14 protein-coding genes are annotated in these 14,552 nt (G+C 70.0%); 11 read left to right on the top strand and 3 right to left on the bottom strand.

Features of this window, described 5'->3' with window-relative positions:
* Positions 1-35 precede the first annotated feature (35 nt).
* The 8 genes from glmU to cysN all read left to right on the top strand — a co-directional run bounded on the left by glmU (position 36) and on the right by cysN (position 9,380).
* A complete protein-coding gene (gene glmU / locus AB0M36_RS11155; RefSeq protein WP_364155333.1) occupies positions 36-1,484 on the top strand; it encodes a bifunctional UDP-N-acetylglucosamine diphosphorylase/glucosamine-1-phosphate N-acetyltransferase GlmU in 1,449 nt (482 codons plus the stop codon).
* Positions 1,485-1,663: 179 nt separating this feature from the next.
* Complete coding sequence (locus AB0M36_RS11150; RefSeq protein ID WP_364155331.1) at positions 1,664-2,644, top strand: ribose-phosphate diphosphokinase; 981 nt, start codon at positions 1,664-1,666, stop codon at positions 2,642-2,644.
* A 310-nt stretch (positions 2,645-2,954) separates the two neighbouring features.
* Complete coding sequence (locus tag AB0M36_RS11145; protein WP_364155329.1) at positions 2,955-3,587, top strand: 50S ribosomal protein L25/general stress protein Ctc; 633 nt, start codon at positions 2,955-2,957, stop codon at positions 3,585-3,587.
* 65 nt (positions 3,588-3,652) lie between these two features.
* Positions 3,653-4,240 (top strand): aminoacyl-tRNA hydrolase, encoded by a 588-nt coding sequence (gene pth / locus AB0M36_RS11140; protein ID WP_364155328.1) that lies wholly within the window; start codon positions 3,653-3,655, stop codon positions 4,238-4,240.
* A 534-nt stretch (positions 4,241-4,774) separates the two neighbouring features.
* Positions 4,775-6,226: a sugar transferase gene (locus AB0M36_RS11135; protein ID WP_364155432.1), complete on the top strand. Its 1,452-nt coding sequence runs from the start codon at positions 4,775-4,777 to the stop codon at positions 6,224-6,226.
* Positions 6,227-6,241: 15 nt separating this feature from the next.
* Positions 6,242-7,132: a 3'(2'),5'-bisphosphate nucleotidase CysQ gene (locus tag AB0M36_RS11130; protein ID WP_364155326.1), complete on the top strand. Its 891-nt coding sequence runs from the start codon at positions 6,242-6,244 to the stop codon at positions 7,130-7,132.
* A 38-nt stretch (positions 7,133-7,170) separates the two neighbouring features.
* On the top strand, positions 7,171-8,082 hold the full coding sequence (gene cysD, locus AB0M36_RS11125) for a sulfate adenylyltransferase subunit CysD (RefSeq protein WP_364155324.1): 912 nt from the start codon (positions 7,171-7,173) through the stop codon (positions 8,080-8,082).
* A complete protein-coding gene (cysN, locus tag AB0M36_RS11120) occupies positions 8,082-9,380 on the top strand; it encodes a sulfate adenylyltransferase subunit CysN (protein ID WP_364155322.1) in 1,299 nt (432 codons plus the stop codon). The genes cysD and cysN overlap by 1 nt, the downstream gene beginning before the upstream one ends.
* A 57-nt stretch (positions 9,381-9,437) precedes the next feature.
* Here cysN and AB0M36_RS11115 read toward each other — a convergent pair whose 3' ends face one another.
* The 3 genes from AB0M36_RS11115 to galE are packed head-to-tail and all read right to left on the bottom strand — an operon-like array spanning position 9,438 to position 11,831.
* Positions 9,438-9,659, bottom strand: coding sequence for a hypothetical protein (locus AB0M36_RS11115; RefSeq protein ID WP_364155320.1), 222 nt, complete (start codon positions 9,657-9,659; stop codon positions 9,438-9,440).
* A 38-nt stretch (positions 9,660-9,697) separates the two neighbouring features.
* Positions 9,698-10,840: a galactokinase gene (galK, locus tag AB0M36_RS11110; protein ID WP_364155319.1), complete on the bottom strand. Its 1,143-nt coding sequence runs from the start codon at positions 10,838-10,840 to the stop codon at positions 9,698-9,700.
* Positions 10,841-10,853: 13 nt separating this feature from the next.
* A complete protein-coding gene (galE, locus tag AB0M36_RS11105; RefSeq protein WP_364155317.1) occupies positions 10,854-11,831 on the bottom strand; it encodes a UDP-glucose 4-epimerase GalE in 978 nt (325 codons plus the stop codon).
* A 137-nt stretch (positions 11,832-11,968) separates the two neighbouring features.
* Here galE and trpS point away from each other — a divergent pair, with 137 nt between their 5' ends.
* The 3 genes from trpS (at position 11,969) to AB0M36_RS11090 (ending at position 14,550) form a co-directional block, all read left to right on the top strand.
* Positions 11,969-12,994, top strand: coding sequence for a tryptophan--tRNA ligase (trpS, locus tag AB0M36_RS11100; protein WP_364155316.1), 1,026 nt, complete (start codon positions 11,969-11,971; stop codon positions 12,992-12,994).
* A 5-nt stretch (positions 12,995-12,999) separates the two neighbouring features.
* Complete coding sequence (locus AB0M36_RS11095; RefSeq protein WP_364155314.1) at positions 13,000-13,566, top strand: 2'-5' RNA ligase family protein; 567 nt, start codon at positions 13,000-13,002, stop codon at positions 13,564-13,566.
* 63 nt (positions 13,567-13,629) lie between these two features.
* Complete coding sequence (locus AB0M36_RS11090) at positions 13,630-14,550, top strand: YhjD/YihY/BrkB family envelope integrity protein (RefSeq protein WP_364155312.1); 921 nt, start codon at positions 13,630-13,632, stop codon at positions 14,548-14,550.
* The last annotated feature ends 2 nt before the right edge of the window (positions 14,551-14,552 follow it).

Here is a 14,552-nt window from a genome sequence, read left to right as displayed (position 1 = left end):
TGAGTCGGCGCCGCTTCTCTGACACACTGCGAACAATGGAGTCCCGCGTGAGCCAGGCCTCGAGTCGTACCGTCGTCGTCCTCGCCGCCGGCGAGGGCAAGCGGATGAAGTCCGCCCTGCCCAAGATGCTGCACCCGCTGCTCGGGCGGACGCTGCTCGGGCACGTCCTGCACGCCGCCGAGGCCGCGCGCGCGTCGCGGACCGTGGTGGTCGTGGGGCACAAGGCCGATCAGGTGCGCGCCCACCTCGCCGAGATCGCGCCCGGCGCCACGCCGGTGCTCCAGGCCGAGCAGAACGGCACCGGGCACGCCGTGCGCATCGCTCTGGACGCCATCCCCGAGGCGGCCGGCACCGTCGTCGTGCTGAACGCCGACGTGCCGCTGCTGCGGCCGGAGACCGTCGAGGCGCTCATCGCCGCGCACGAGAGCGCCCAGACCGGCGCGACCGTGCTCGCCGCCGAGGTCGCCGACCCGTCCGGGCTCGGGCGGATCGTGCGCGGCGCCGACGGCAACCTCGAGCGCATCGTGGAAGAGCGGGACGCGACCGCCGAGGTCCGGGCGATCCGCGAGATCAACGCCGGCATCTACGTCTTCGACGCCCTGCTGCTGCGGGAGGCGCTCGGCAAGCTCTCCACCGACAACGACCAGGGCGAGGAATACCTCACCGACGTCTTCGGCATCCTGGCGTCCGTCGGCCACCCGGTCGGCGTCTACGTCGCCGCCGACGCGCGGGAGACGCTCGGCTGCAACGACCGGGCCGAGCTGGCGCGGCTGCGGTCATTGCTGCGCGAGCGGGTCAACACCGCCTGGATGCGCTCCGGCGTCTCGATCCTCGACCCGGCCACGACCTGGATCGATGTCACTGTGACCCTCGAGCCGGACGCCGTGGTCGACCAGAACTCGCAGCTTCAGGGCTCCACGACGGTCGCGACGGGTGCGGTGATCGGGCCGGACACGACGCTGGTCGACACGACCGTGGAGGAGGGTGCGACCGTGCTGCGATCGCACTCGCTCGGTGCGGAGATCGGCCCCGAGGCGTCCGTCGGGCCCTATTCCTATCTGCGGCCGGGCACGCGGCTGGGGCGCAAGGCGAAGGTCGGCGGCTTCGTGGAGACCAAGAACGCCGAGCTCGGCGCGGGCGCCAAGGTGCCGCACCTGTCGTACGTCGGCGACGCGACCGTGGGCCCGAAGGCGAACATCGGCGCGGGCACGATCTTCGCCAACTACGACGGGGTCGCCAAGCACCACACGACGATCGGCGAGGCGGCGTTCGTGGGCAGCGACACCGTGCTGATCGCGCCGGTGGAGATCGGGCCGGGTGCCTATGTGGCGGCGGGCAGCGCGATCGCCAAGGACGTCCCGGCGGGCAACCTGGGCGTGACGCGCGCGCAGCAGCGCAACGTCGAGGGCTGGACGGCGCGCAAGAGGCCGGGCACGGTCTCCGCGGAGGCGGCGGACAAGGCGACCTCCGACTCCGGCGAGTAGCGAGGTGGTCGCCTCACCGTGCCGGGAACGCGTCCGGCGCGGCCCTAGTCATCGGGCCGCCGGTCGCGCAAGCTGGGGTGAGTCATCCCACGACGCGGATCCGGCACGTGGCCTTCCGGCGGCCGCGGGTAATACTTCACGTGAACTCACCCCTCGAGCCTGTAGGAGCGGACGAGCCCATGGGCAGCATCGTCGCGGAGAACCGTAAGAGTCTGATGCTTTTCTCCGGGCAGGGCTTCCCGGAGCTGGCCGAGGAGATCGGCCAGGTGCTGGGCGTCGCCCCCACCCCGTCGGACTCGTATGAGTTCGCCAACGGCGAGCTCTTCGTCCGGTTCAAGGAGTCCGTGCGCGGCTCCGACGCCTTCGTGGTGCAGTCGGTGACCGAGGGCGTGAACCGCTGGGTCATGGAGACCCTGATCATGATCGACGCCCTGAAGCGGGGGTCGGCCAAGCGGATCACCGTGGTGCTGCCGTTCTACCCCTACTCGCGGCAGGACAAGAAGCACCGGGGCCGGGAGCCGATCTCGGCGCGGCTGGTCGCCGACCTGCTGAAGACCGCGGGCGCCAACCGCATCCTCACCGTCGACCTGCACACCGCGCAGATCCAGGGCTTCTTCGACGGCCCGGTGGACCACCTGTTCGCGATGGACATCCTGGCCGACCACGTGCAGCGCAAGTTCGAGGGCCGGCCGATGACGGTGGTCGCGCCGGACTCGGGCCGGGTGCGGGTGGCGGAGCGCTGGACGGACCGGCTGGGCGGCTGCCCGCTGGCGTTCATCCACAAGACGCGCGACCCGCTCAAGCCCAACCAGGTCGTCGCCAACCGGGTCGTCGGCGAGGTCGAGGGCCGGGTCTGCCTGGTGGTCGACGACATGATCGACACCGGCGGCACGATCACCAAGGCCGCGGACATCCTCTTCGACGCCGGTGCGGCGGATGTGATCGTGGCCTCGACGCACGCGCTGCTGTCGGACCCGGCGACGGAGCGGCTGAAGAACAGCAAGATCTCCGAGCTGATCGTGACGAACACGCTGCCGCTGCCGCCGGAGAAGCGCCTCGACAAGATCACCGTGCTGTCCATCGCGCCGCTGCTGGCCCGGGCGATCCGTGAGGTCTTCGACGACGGCTCGGTGACCACGCTTTTCGGCGGCCTGAGTTAATCCCTCCAAACGCCGCTGCAAGTTGCATCGGGCGGGTGAAAATTTCGCAGGGAGAGTGAGCCCTCGGGACCCGCCCGCTAAGGCGCGGATTAACCAGGTAAGCTGGTGCGGTTGCCACGGCGAGGGTGCCACGCGGTCTGTTGCAGTTCTGCAGAGTTCGCTTGAGGCACCGTGATCGACGCGGTGCTCCGGGCCTGTGCCCAGTGCGCCCCTGCCGAGCACTGAGCACCACCCAAGCTCGGCTCCGCCGATCACCGCCCGTAGCCCGCAGACTTAGACGCAGCCCGATCAAAGTTTCAGGAGTTTCCCCGTGTCCGAGGTAAAGATCAGCGCCGAGCCCCGCACCGAGTTCGGCAAGGGTGGTGCCCGCCGCACGCGCCGGGCCGGCCTGGTGCCCGCAGTGCTGTACGGCCACGGCGAGAAGCCGCAGCACATCGCTCTGCCGGCGCGTGAGTTCGCGGCCGCGATCCGGCACGGCGGTCTCAACCAGGTGTTCACCATCGACATCGTCGGTGGCTCGGGCACCACGCTCGCGCTGCCGAAGGCGATCCAGCGTGACCCGATCCGGGACACCTACGAGCACGTCGACCTGATCATCGTGAAGCGTGGCGAGAAGGTCCAGGTCGACGTCCCGGTGACTCTGGTCGGCGAGGCCGCCAAGAACACCCTCGTGGTGAGCGAGAGCACGACGCTTTCGGTGACCGCCGAGGCGCTGCACGTGCCGGCCGCGCTCGAGGTCTCCATCGAGGGCCTGGAGGCCGGTGCGCAGGTGACCGCCGGCGACGTGACGCTGCCGAAGGGCACCGAGCTGGCCGTGGACCCGGGTCACGTCATCGCCATCGTGTCGCAGGCGCAGTCCGCCGCGCAGATGGAGGGCGACACCGGTGAGGGCGCCTCCGCGGAGGCCGCCGAGGGCGAGGCGACCCAGGAAGCCGCCAGCTGAGACGACGAACCGCCGAACAGGGAAAGTGCCGACCGGCACTTTCCCTGTTTTCGTGAGGAGGGTTGATGGCGCAGGACGCACCCTGGCTGGTGGTCGGCCTGGGCAATCCCGGCCGGGAGTACGCGGCCAACCGGCACAACGTCGGATTCATGGTCGCGGACCTGTTGGCGTCCCGGGTTAATGGCAAGTTCGGGCGGCACAAGCGCGCGGTGGCCGAGGTGGCGGAGGGGCGGCTCGGTTTCGGTGGCCCGAAGCTCATTCTCGTCAAGCCGCTGACGTACATGAATCTTTCGGGTGCTCCGGTAGTGGCGCTGGCGCAGTTCTTCAAGGTGCCGATCGAGCAGGTGATCGCCGTGCACGACGAGCTGGACGTGCCGTACGGCCAGGTGCGGGTGAAGCGCGGCGGTGGTGAGGGCGGTCACAACGGGCTGCGCTCGATGTCGAAATCGTGGGGCAGCAAGGAGTACGCGCGGGTGCGGTTCGGCATCGGCCGGCCCCCGGGGCGTCAGGATCCGGCCGACTTCGTGCTCTCCGACTTCTCCGGCGTGGAGCGCAAGGAGCTGGAGTTTCTCGTCGATCGGGCGGCCGACGTGGTCGAGGCCGTGGTATTCGAGGGCGTCGAGTGGGCGCAGAACAAATACCACGGGAATTGATGGCGTGAGGCCGGAATGGATAGATCGTTTGGACCGTTTTGTCCGTCTATCGGTCCCGTGACGCTGCCTGCCGTTAGCGCGTTGGTCACATAGCGCACCGAATCGGTGCGCATGATCGACGGCGCGGGGGAGGTTCGGGTGACACAGGACCTGTCCGGAATCCACAAGGCGACGCTGGACGAAACGACGGTGGTCCTCCCGACGATCCAGCGGCAAGGTGGTCCGGAACCCGTCCGGGTGGACATTCCGGAGCACCAGGGCCTCGCGAACCATCCGCCGGCCAATCACGGTCCCCGCCCGCATCGCCTGGCGCCGCAGCGGGACCGCGGCCGCAACAGCAAGATTCCTCTACCCACCCGGCCCGCGAGCGACGAGGACAACGCGCCGCCGCAGGCGGGTGCCGGTGGGCTGCTGGCGGGCGAGCGGGCGAAGAACCAGGCGGCGGACCGCCTCTGGTCCCCGCGGCCCAACCGGTCGTCGGCGGCCCGGCCCGCCGCCCGGCCCTTCGTTCGGGTCCGCGGCAAGCACGCCGCGATGTCGCGGCGGCAGCGCTGGGAGCGCCGGTACGTGCGGGCCCTGGTCCTTTGTGACCTCTTCGCCGGGGTGGCGGCGGGGGCGGTGACGTTCGGACTGCGCTTCGGCGACGAGGTGACCACGTACAACCGGTGGTATCTGCTGCTGTCGGCGCTGTTGCCGGTGGCGCTGCTGGCCGTCCTGGTGGTGAGCCGGGCGTACGAACGCCGGTTCCTGTTCGTCGGCACCGACGAATACCAGCGGGTGTTCCGCGGTGGCGTCGGACTGATCGCGGGCGTGGCCGTCGTCTCGTACGCGCTGGAGCTCGAGCTCGCCCGGTCCTATGTCCTGGCCGCGTTGCCGACGGCGATCGTCTCGGCCGTGGTGCTGCGCTTCGCCCTGCGCAAACGGCTGCACCTCGAACGGGCGCGGGGAGCGAGCCTGCGCCGGGTGCTCGTGGTGGGGCACGAGCTGTCCGTCATCGGAATCACCCGGCAGCTGCGCCGCGAGCGCTACCACGGCCTGGAGGTCGTCGGCGCCTGCCTGCCCGCCGAGCACGATGGCGGCATCGACCGCGCCGAGCGGCGCGAGGGCCGACCCCGGCCGAAGGCCAGCGACGTGGACCTGCCGGTGTACGGCACCTTCGACGACGTCGCGAATGCCGTGGACGCCGCCGAAGCGGACACGGTGGTGGTGCTGAGCTGCCCGGAGCTCGACGGCGTCGCGCTGCGCCGGCTCGCGTGGCGGCTGGAACGCGACGAGGTCGACCTCGTCGTGGCGAGTGCCCTGATCGACGTGGCCGGGGCGCGCACCACGATCCGCCCGTTCGACGGATTGCCGATGCTGCACGTCGAACATCCGCGGCTGCACGGCGGCGCGCGGATCGTCAAAGATCTTTTCGACCGCTTCGGCGCCCTGTTCCTGCTGGTCCTTTTCGGTCCGGTGCTGTTAACCGTCGCACTATGCGTGCGGCTCACCTCGCGAGGGCCGGTACTCTTTCGGCAGGTTCGGGTCGGTCGCGACGGGTCCGAATTCCGGATCTACAAGTTCCGCAGCATGTATGTCGACGCCGAGGCCCGGCTGGCCGAGCTCCGGCACCTCAACGAGCACGACGGTGTGCTCTTCAAAATCCGCGACGACCCGCGTGTCACCCCGGTCGGCCGGTGGTTGCGCAGGCTCTCGCTGGACGAGTTGCCGCAGCTTCTCAACGTCCTCTCGGGCCAGATGTCGTTGGTCGGCCCGCGGCCGCCACTGCCGTCGGAAGTCGCCGTCTACGCCGACGACGTGCGACGCCGACTCGCGGTCAAACCGGGCATGACGGGCCTCTGGCAGGTTTCCGGTCGCTCGGACCTTCCGTGGGAGGAGGCGGTCAGACTTGACCTGCGCTATGTGGAGAACTGGTCGCTCAGTTTGGACCTGGTGATCCTTTTGCGGACCATGACCGCCGTGGTGCGATCGTCGGGAGCGTACTAATCCATGAGGAGAGCGATGAGCGAGCAGACAGGGACGTCGGCACGCATAGCGGGGCAGCGGGAGCCGGAGTCCGGCGGCACGCCGCCGGTGAACGACTCCGCGTTCGCCCGCTGGCTGGCGGACCGCGCCGGGCAGGTTCTGCTCCAGGTCCGTGCGGAGCTGGGCCACGCGGACGGCAAAGCCCTGAAGGCCGCCGGCGACAAGGCCGCACACGACCTGTTGCGCGCGGAACTCGCCCGCTGGCGCCCGGCCGACGCCGTGCTCTCGGAGGAAGACGACCACTCCCGGACCGCATGGCAGGACGGCGAGCGCGGCATCGTCCGACCGGACCGGCTCGACGCCTCCCGCGTCTGGATCATCGACCCGCTGGACGGCACCCGCGAGTTCTCCGAGGAGGGCCGCGCCGACTGGGCGGTGCACGTGGCGCTCTGGACCGCCGACTGTTCCAGCCCGAGCTGCCTGGCGGCCGGGGCGGTCGCGATGCCGGCCCAGCACCGGACGCTCGCCACCGACAACACCCCGGCGTACCCGCCGCTGCCCCTGACCGCGGCCACCGGCGGCCCGATCCGGATCGCCGCGAGCCGCACCCGGCCGCCGGCCTTCGTCACCGCCCTCGCCGAGGACATCGGCGCGGAGCTGGTTCCCATGGGATCGGCCGGCGTGAAGATCGCCGCGGTGATCAGCGGGGAGGCCGACGCCTACGTGCACGCGGGCGGCCAGTACGAGTGGGACAGCGCGGCGCCGGTCGCTGTGGCGTCAGCCACTGGACTTCACGCTTCCCGAATTGATGGAAGTGAGTTGAAATACAACCAGGCCGATCCCAAACTGCCGGATCTCGTGGTCTGTCGTAAGGACCTTGCTCCCCGATTGCTTGCAGCGCTGCAGCGTCACCTCCCGCTAACCTGACCCCCTGCACACACGCACATCGAAAGGCTAGGGATCCTGTGAGCCAGGCGAAGCCCTATCGCGTATCCCATCTCGATGCCCTGGAGGCCGAGAGCATCTTCGTGATGCGCGAGGTCATGGCCGAGTTCGAGCGGCCCGTGCTGCTCTTCTCCGGCGGCAAGGACTCGATCGTGATGCTGCGGCTGGCCGAGAAGGCCTTCGCCCCGGCCCGCATCCCGTTCCCGGTCATGCACGTCGACACCGGCCACAACTTCCCCGAGGTGCTCGAATACCGCGACGCCCGGGTCACCGAGCTGGGCCTCAACCTGGTGGTCGCCAGCGTGCAGGAGGCGATCGACTCCGGTCTGGTCCGCGAGCTGCCCGACGGCACCCGCAACCGCATCCAGACGCCGGTGCTGCTCGCCGCCGTGGAGAAATACCGCTTCGACGCCCTCTTCGGCGGCGCCCGCCGCGACGAGGAGAAGGCCCGCGCCAAGGAGCGCATGTTCAGCTTCCGCGACGAGTTCGGTCAGTGGGATCCGAAGAACCAGCGCCCCGAGCTCTGGTCGCTCTACAACGGCCGGCACCACCCCGGCGAGTCGATCCGCGTCTTCCCGCTCTCCAACTGGACCGAGCTGGACGTGTGGCACTACATCGCCAAGGAGAACATCTCACTGCCGAGCATCTACTACGCCCACGACCGTGAGGTCGTCGAGCGCGACGGGATGTTCTACGCGGTCAACGAGTTCATCACCCCCCGCGACGGCGAGAGGGTGGAGACCCGCCGGGTGCGTTACCGCACGGTCGGCGACGCGTCGCAGACCGCCGCCGTGCTCTCCGACGCCGACACCGTCGAGAAGGTCATCGACGAGGTGGCGGCGACCCGGATCACCGAGCGGGGCGCCACCCGGGGCGACGACAAGGTCAGCGAGGCCGCGATGGAAGACCGCAAGCGGGAAGGCTACTTCTGATGAGTCAGGCAGTTCTGGAGACCGAGGCGGCCGCCGCCCGCAACATGGACCTGCTGCGGTTCGCCACCGCGGGCAGCGTCGACGACGGGAAGTCGACCCTGATCGGTCGGCTGCTCTACGACACCAAGTCGCTCTTCTCGGACCAGCTCGAGGCGGTCGAGGCGGTCAGCGCCGCGCGCGGCGACGAGTACACCAACCTCGCACTGCTCACCGACGGCCTGCGGGCCGAGCGGGAGCAGGGCATCACGATCGACGTGGCGTACCGCTACTTCGCCACGCCTCGGCGCAAGTTCATCATCGCCGACACCCCCGGGCACATTCAGTACACCCGGAACATGGTCACCGGCGCCTCGACGGCCGACCTGGCGCTGATCCTGGTGGACGCGCGCAAGGGCCTGGTCGAGCAGTCGCGCCGGCACGCGTTCCTGACCTCGCTGCTGCGCGTGCCGCACCTGGTGCTCTGCGTCAACAAGATGGACCTGGTCGGCTGGGACAAGGACGTCTACGACCGGATCGCCGACGAGTTCACCTCGTTCGCCGCCAAGCTGGACATCACCGACCTCACGATCATCCCGATCTCCGCGCTCGAGGGCGACAACATCGCCTCCCGCTCGGAGAAGAGCCCCTGGTACGAGGGCCCGTCGCTGCTGCACCACCTGGAGCACGTGCACATCGCGTCCGACCGCAACCTGGTCGACGTCCGCTTCCCGGTGCAGTACGTGATTCGTCCCCAGTCGACGACGGTGACCGACTACCGCGGCTACGCCGGCCAGGTGGCCTCGGGCGTGCTCAAGCCCGGCGACGACGTGATGGTGCTGCCGTCCGGCATGACCAGCAAGATCGCGGCGATCGACACCGCCGACGGCCCGGTCGACGAGGCGTTCCCGCCGATGTCGGTGACGGTCCGGCTCGCCGACGAGATCGACATCTCGCGCGGCGACATGATCTGCCGGCCGCACAACGCCCCAGCGGTCGCCCAGGACCTCGAGGCGATGGTCTGCTGGATGGACGAGACGGCACCACTGCGGGTCGGCTCGAAGTACACGATCAAGCACACCACGCGCACCGCCCGTACGGTCATCCGCGGGCTGCAGTACAAGCTCGACGTGAACACCCTGCACCGCGACGAGGGCGCGCCGCAGCTCGGGCTGAACGAGATCGGCCGGGTCCGCCTGCGCACGACCCTGCCGCTGCTCGCCGACGAGTACCGCCGCAACCGCACCACCGGCGGCTTCATCCTGATCGACGAGACGACCAACCGCACGGTCGGCGCCGGCATGATCATCGAAGCCGCCTGACCGCTCACCCGGGATGTTCCAGCCCGTCCGGCTCTCGCCGGGCGGGCTGGTGTCGTGTCAGTGGTCTTCGTCGCCCGTCGTCGCGTCCTCGATCGCCGCGCTGACCGCGCCGGTGATGTCGCCGGCGGGCACCGCGATGCTCTCGCCGTCGACCCGCTCGGCCGGCTCGACCCGCTCGCCCGACTCGGCCGGCTCGGTCGTGCGGGCGGGCTCGGGGGCGGTGGCGGCGCCGGCGAAGCCGTGCTCGTTCGGCCGGTGCTCTTCCGATTCGACTGTCATGCCCTGCGCATACCCGCGTGACCCCGCGGATATGCCAGTCAGAGGCGGCGGGCGCCCGGGCCGGGGGTGGCGGACCAGGCGGTCGGCGCGGCGAAGGACCGGGCGCGGTAGGCCTGCTCGATCGCGGTCGCCACGGCACCGGCCCGGTCCGCGTCGATCAAGGCCAGGACGCACCCTCCGAAGCCGCCGCCGGTCATCCGGGCGCCGTACGCCCCCGCGGCGAGCGCCGCCTCGACCGCCACGTCGACGCGATCCACGGTGATCTCGAAGTCGTCGCGCATCGAGGCGTGCGACGCCGTCAGGAGCGGGCCGATCTCGCGGACGCGTCCCGCGCGCAGCAGAGCCACGGTGTCCAGCACGCGCTGGTTCTCGGTGATGATGTGGCGGACCCGCCGCCGCATGACCTCGTCGTCGAGCCTGGCCAGCGCCGCGCCCAGGTCGCCGGTGGTGACGTCGCGCAGGGCCGGCACGTCGAGGATGCGGGCCGCCTGTTCGCAGGATGTCCGGCGGGCGCCGTACTCGCCGTCGACGTGCTGGTGCGGGGCGTTGCTGTCGACGACGAGGATGGACAGGCCCGCGGCCGTCAGGTCGAACGGGATCTGCTCGATCTCCAGTGACCGGCAGTCCAGGAAGAGCGCCCGGCCGGTCTCGCAGCGGATGGACGCCGACTGGTCCATGATCCCGGTCGGCGCGCCCACGTAGGCGTTCTCCGCGCGCTGGGCGAGTGCGGGCCGCCGCGCGATCGGCAGGTCGAGCCCGCCCAGGTCGGCGAGCGCGGTCAGCACCGCGGACTCCAGCGCCGCCGAGGAGGAGACCCCGGCGCCGACCGGCACGTCCGAGGCGAGCGCGATCCGTGCGGGCGGTACGGCGTAGCCCGCCTCCCGCAGCGCCCAGACCACGCCGGCCACGTACGCCGCCCACCCCTCGACCCCACCGGGCGCCGGTTCGGCGAAGGTCACGGCGTCCGGGGCGAAGTCCGTGCAGACCGTCCACCCCGAGCCGTCGCCGGGCGCCGCGGCCGCCACCACCTGCTGCGGCAGGGCGAAGGGCAGCACGTAGCCGTCGTTGTAATCGGTGTGCTCGCCGATCAGATTGACCCGGCCGGGCGCGGCCCAGAGACCGGCGGGATCGGTGCCGAAGGTGGTGCGGAAGGCCGCCGTTGCCGAGGACGCGACATCCATGGCGATGATCAGATCACGCGATGTGGGCGCGGTAGAAATCCCAGGCGTCGCCGATCATGTCCCGCAGCGTGTTCTTCTCCGGCACCCAGCCGAGCTCGTCGCGGGCCCGCTGCGAGGAGGCCACCAGGGTCGCGGGGTCGCCCTCGCGGCGCGGGGCCATCTCGACGCCGAACTCGGCGCCGGTGACCTCGCGGGCCACCTCGACGACCTGACGGTTGGAGAAGCCGTTGCCGTTGCCCAGGTTGTAGATCTTGTGCTCGCCGCCGGTCGCCGCCTCCAGGGCGAGCAGGTGGGCGCGGGCGAGGTCGGCAACGTGGATGTAGTCCCGGACGCAGGTGCCGTCGGACGTGGGGTAGTCGTCGCCGAAGAGCTGCAGCTTGTCGCGCTTGCCGGCGGCGGCCTGCAACGCGATGGGAATGAGGTGGGTCTCCGGGTTGTGCCGCTCGCCGATGGCGGTGCCGTCGGCGCGGATCAGGGCCCCGGCCACGTTGAAATACCGCAGCGACACGGCGGCCAGCCCGTGCGCGAACGCCTCCGAGGTGAGCGCGAAGTCGAAGGTCAGCTTGGTGGCGCCGTACGTGTTGGTGGGTGCCTTGGTCGCGGACTCGGTGATGGGCAGCTCGGTGGGGTTGCCGTAGACGGCGGCGGTGGAGGAGAAGACGAAGCGGGGGACGCGGGCGGCGCGGACCGCGTCGAGCAGCGCCAGCGACCGCTGGACGTTGTGGTCCCAGTACAGCTCGGGCTTGGTCATCGACTCGCCGGCGGCGATGAGGCCCGCGAAGTGCAGCACGGCGTCGAAGTTCGAGCCCGGGGTCAGGACCGAGGCCGCGTCGGCGATGTCGGCCTCCACGAAAGTGGCGTCCGGTGCCACCGCTTCCCGGAAGCCAGTGCTGAGGTTGTCCAGGACGACGACCTCGTGACCGGCGTCGAGCAGCAGGCGGCTGGTGACGCTGCCGACGTAGCCGGCGCCTCCGGTGACGAGAAGTTTCACCACACGACCCTTCGTAACGGTTGAGTTCACCCCTCAGGGTTGCTCAATAACACTCACAAGTCAACATGTTCGAACACTGACCCCGAGCGCGGCGGGCGTTTGACGAGACGCCTGACGAGACTGACACAATGGCGCTCATGTCCGACGCCGACCGCCGCCCCCGGGTGCTTTCCGGCATCCAGCCGACCGCCGACTCGTTCCATCTCGGCAATTATCTCGGAGCGGTCCGCAACTGGGTGGCCATGCAGGAAACGGCGGACGCCTTCTACTGCGTGGTCGACCTGCACGCCATCACCATGGGACACGACCCGGTGGCCCTACGGAACAGGACCCGGCTCTCGGTCGCGCAGCTGCTCGCCCTCGGCCTCGACCCCGAGCGCTGCACCCTCTTCGTGCAGTCGCACGTCCCCGAGCACGCCCAGCTCGGCTGGGTGCTGAGCTGCATCACCGGCTTCGGCGAGGCCGGGCGCATGGTGCAGTTCAAGGACAAGTCGGCCAAGCAGGGCTCCGACACCACCAGCGTCGGCCTGTTCACCTATCCGATCCTGCAGGCCGCGGACATCCTGCTCTACCAGGCCGACGCGGTGCCGGTGGGCGAGGACCAGCGGCAGCACCTCGAGCTGACCCGCGACCTGGCGCAGCGGTTCAACACCCGCTTCGGGCGGACGTTCACCGTGCCCTCGGCGTACATCGTGAAGGACACCGCCAAGATCACCGACCTGCAGGACCCGACCTCGAAGATGTCGAAGTCCGCCTCGTCGCCGAACGGCATCATCGAGCTGCTCGAGGACGCCTCGCGCTCGGCCAAGAAGATCAAGTCTGCGGTCACCGACACCGGCCGGGAGATCCTCTACGACGAGGAGAACAAGCCGGGCATCAGCAACCTGCTCACCATGTACGCCGCGCTCACCGGGCGGACCATAGACGAGCTGCTCGAGCAGTACGACGGACGCGGCTACGGCGACCTCAAGAAGGACCTCGCCGAGATCGTCGTCGAGTTCGTCAGGCCGGTCCAGGAGCGCACCCGCGCCTACCTGGAGGACCCGGGCCACCTCGACAAGGTCCTCGCGATCGGCGCGGACAAGGCGCGGGCCGTGTCGGCGGCGACGCTCGCGAGTGCGTACCAGAACATCGGCTTCCTCAGCCCGTCCCGCGGAGCCTGACGCCGGTGGCGCGGACATCCACGACGCGGATCGGCGTCGCGATCGACATCCCCCAGCCGTGGGGGCACGAGCTGACCCGACGCCGGGCGGAGGCGGGTGACCCGCAGGCCGCGTACACGCCCGCGCACGTCACCCTGCTCGGCCCGACGGAGGTCTCCACCGCGGCGCTGCCGGCGATCGAGAAGCACCTCGATACGGTCGCCACCGGGCAGGAGCCGTTCGCCATCCACCTGCGCGGCACGGGCACATTCCGGCCGATCACCGAGGTGGTGTTCGTGACGCTGGCGGTCGGCATCAGCGAGTGCGAGCTGCTCGCGGAGGCGATCGCCGCCGCCGAGGGGGTGCACCGCGACTCGCGGTTCCCCTACCACCCGCACGTCACCGTCGCCCAGGACGTCTCCGCCGAGGCGCTCGACGCGGTCTTCGACGACCTGGCCGAGTTCGAGGCGCGGTTCGACGTGCCCGCCTTCACGCTCTTCTCGCACGACCTCTCCGCCGCCGGCGACGGTCCCTGGCAACGCCGCCGCGACTATCCGCTCGGCGTACCGCGGCGTTCTTCGCCGGTTCTCTGACCAAGCGTGAACGTCCGTGGACGCAGCGCCAGGTGAAAGGCTTTTTCGGGTACGGTCACCGGCGTGAACGCCATCGACCGGGCGTACGCGGTGGTCGAGGCGCGGATCATGGCCTGGCGGCACCGCTCCCGCTATTTCGACCACCTGTGCCGTGCCGCCCTGCGCTACGACGAGGTCCTCGGCGGACGGCTCGCCGCGGCGATCGCCTACTACGGATTCTTCGCGGTCTTCGCGCTCGCTTTGATCGGCTACTCGATCTTCGGTTTCTTGATCAATTCCAATGTGGGCCTCTTCGGCGTCGTCCAGGGCTTCCTGGCGAAGAACCTGCCGTTCCTTGACATCCAGGCGATCCTCGACAGTGGCAGGACGGTCGGCATCGTCGGCATCGTCGGCCTGATCTTCACCGGCATCGGCTGGGTCGAGGCGATCCGGTCGTCGCAGCGGTTGATCTGGCGGCTCAACGAGCATCCGGGCTACTTCGGCGTACGGCAGGCGGTCGACCTGCTGGTGCTGGTCGGCATCCTGGTGCTGCTCACGGTCTCGGTCGGAGCCGTCTACGGGCTGGAGGCGCTGCTCGAATGGCTCGCCGACGGGCGGGTCGGCGTCCTGCTGTCGGCGGTCAGCGTGGTGCTCACCATCGTGCTCGACATGCTGCTCGCGGCAGCGCTGCTCGCCGCCGTGCCACGGCTGCGGATGACGGCACGGCGGATGGCCCCGCCCGTGCTTCAGGTCGGCATCGGCATCTACCTGCTCAACACCGTGGGCAAGTCGGTCGTCGGGCTGATCCAGCGCAACCCCGCCTACGGTCTGGTCGCGAGCGCCGTCGGTCTCCTGGTCTATCTCTACGTCTTCAACCAGCTGCTGCTCTTCGGCGCGGCGTGGGCGGCGACGAGCCCGCACGGGCGCGTCGTCGACCTCTCGGCAGACGATAAAACCGCTCCGGTGGGGCAAAATACCTGGATTCGGCACCGCCGCCCGGAATGATG

It is taken from the genome of Actinoplanes sp. NPDC051346 (assembly GCF_040682215.1).
GTDB lineage: Bacteria > Actinomycetota > Actinomycetes > Mycobacteriales > Micromonosporaceae > Actinoplanes.
This window is presented reverse-complemented; position numbering and strand designations above follow the sequence as displayed.

What these genes read in the sequence shown, in the direction of transcription:
- AB0M36_RS11150 (WP_364155331.1), top strand. Translation starts at nt 1,664, where the DNA reads ATGGGCAGCATCGTCGCGGAGAACCGTAAGAGTCTGATGCTTTTCTCC.
- galK (WP_364155319.1), bottom strand. Translation starts at nt 10,840, where the DNA reads ATGGATGTCGCGTCCTCGGCAACGGCGGCCTTCCGCACCACCTTCGGC.
- AB0M36_RS11130 (WP_364155326.1), top strand. Translation starts at nt 6,242, where the DNA reads ATGAGCGAGCAGACAGGGACGTCGGCACGCATAGCGGGGCAGCGGGAG.
- pth (WP_364155328.1), top strand. Translation starts at nt 3,653, where the DNA reads ATGGCGCAGGACGCACCCTGGCTGGTGGTCGGCCTGGGCAATCCCGGC.
- AB0M36_RS11135 (WP_364155432.1), top strand. Translation starts at nt 4,775, where the DNA reads ATGTCGCGGCGGCAGCGCTGGGAGCGCCGGTACGTGCGGGCCCTGGTC.
- cysN (WP_364155322.1), top strand. Translation starts at nt 8,082, where the DNA reads ATGAGTCAGGCAGTTCTGGAGACCGAGGCGGCCGCCGCCCGCAACATG.
- trpS (WP_364155316.1), top strand. Translation starts at nt 11,969, where the DNA reads ATGTCCGACGCCGACCGCCGCCCCCGGGTGCTTTCCGGCATCCAGCCG.
- AB0M36_RS11115 (WP_364155320.1), bottom strand. Translation starts at nt 9,659, where the DNA reads ATGACAGTCGAATCGGAAGAGCACCGGCCGAACGAGCACGGCTTCGCC.
- glmU (WP_364155333.1), top strand. Translation starts at nt 36, where the DNA reads ATGGAGTCCCGCGTGAGCCAGGCCTCGAGTCGTACCGTCGTCGTCCTC.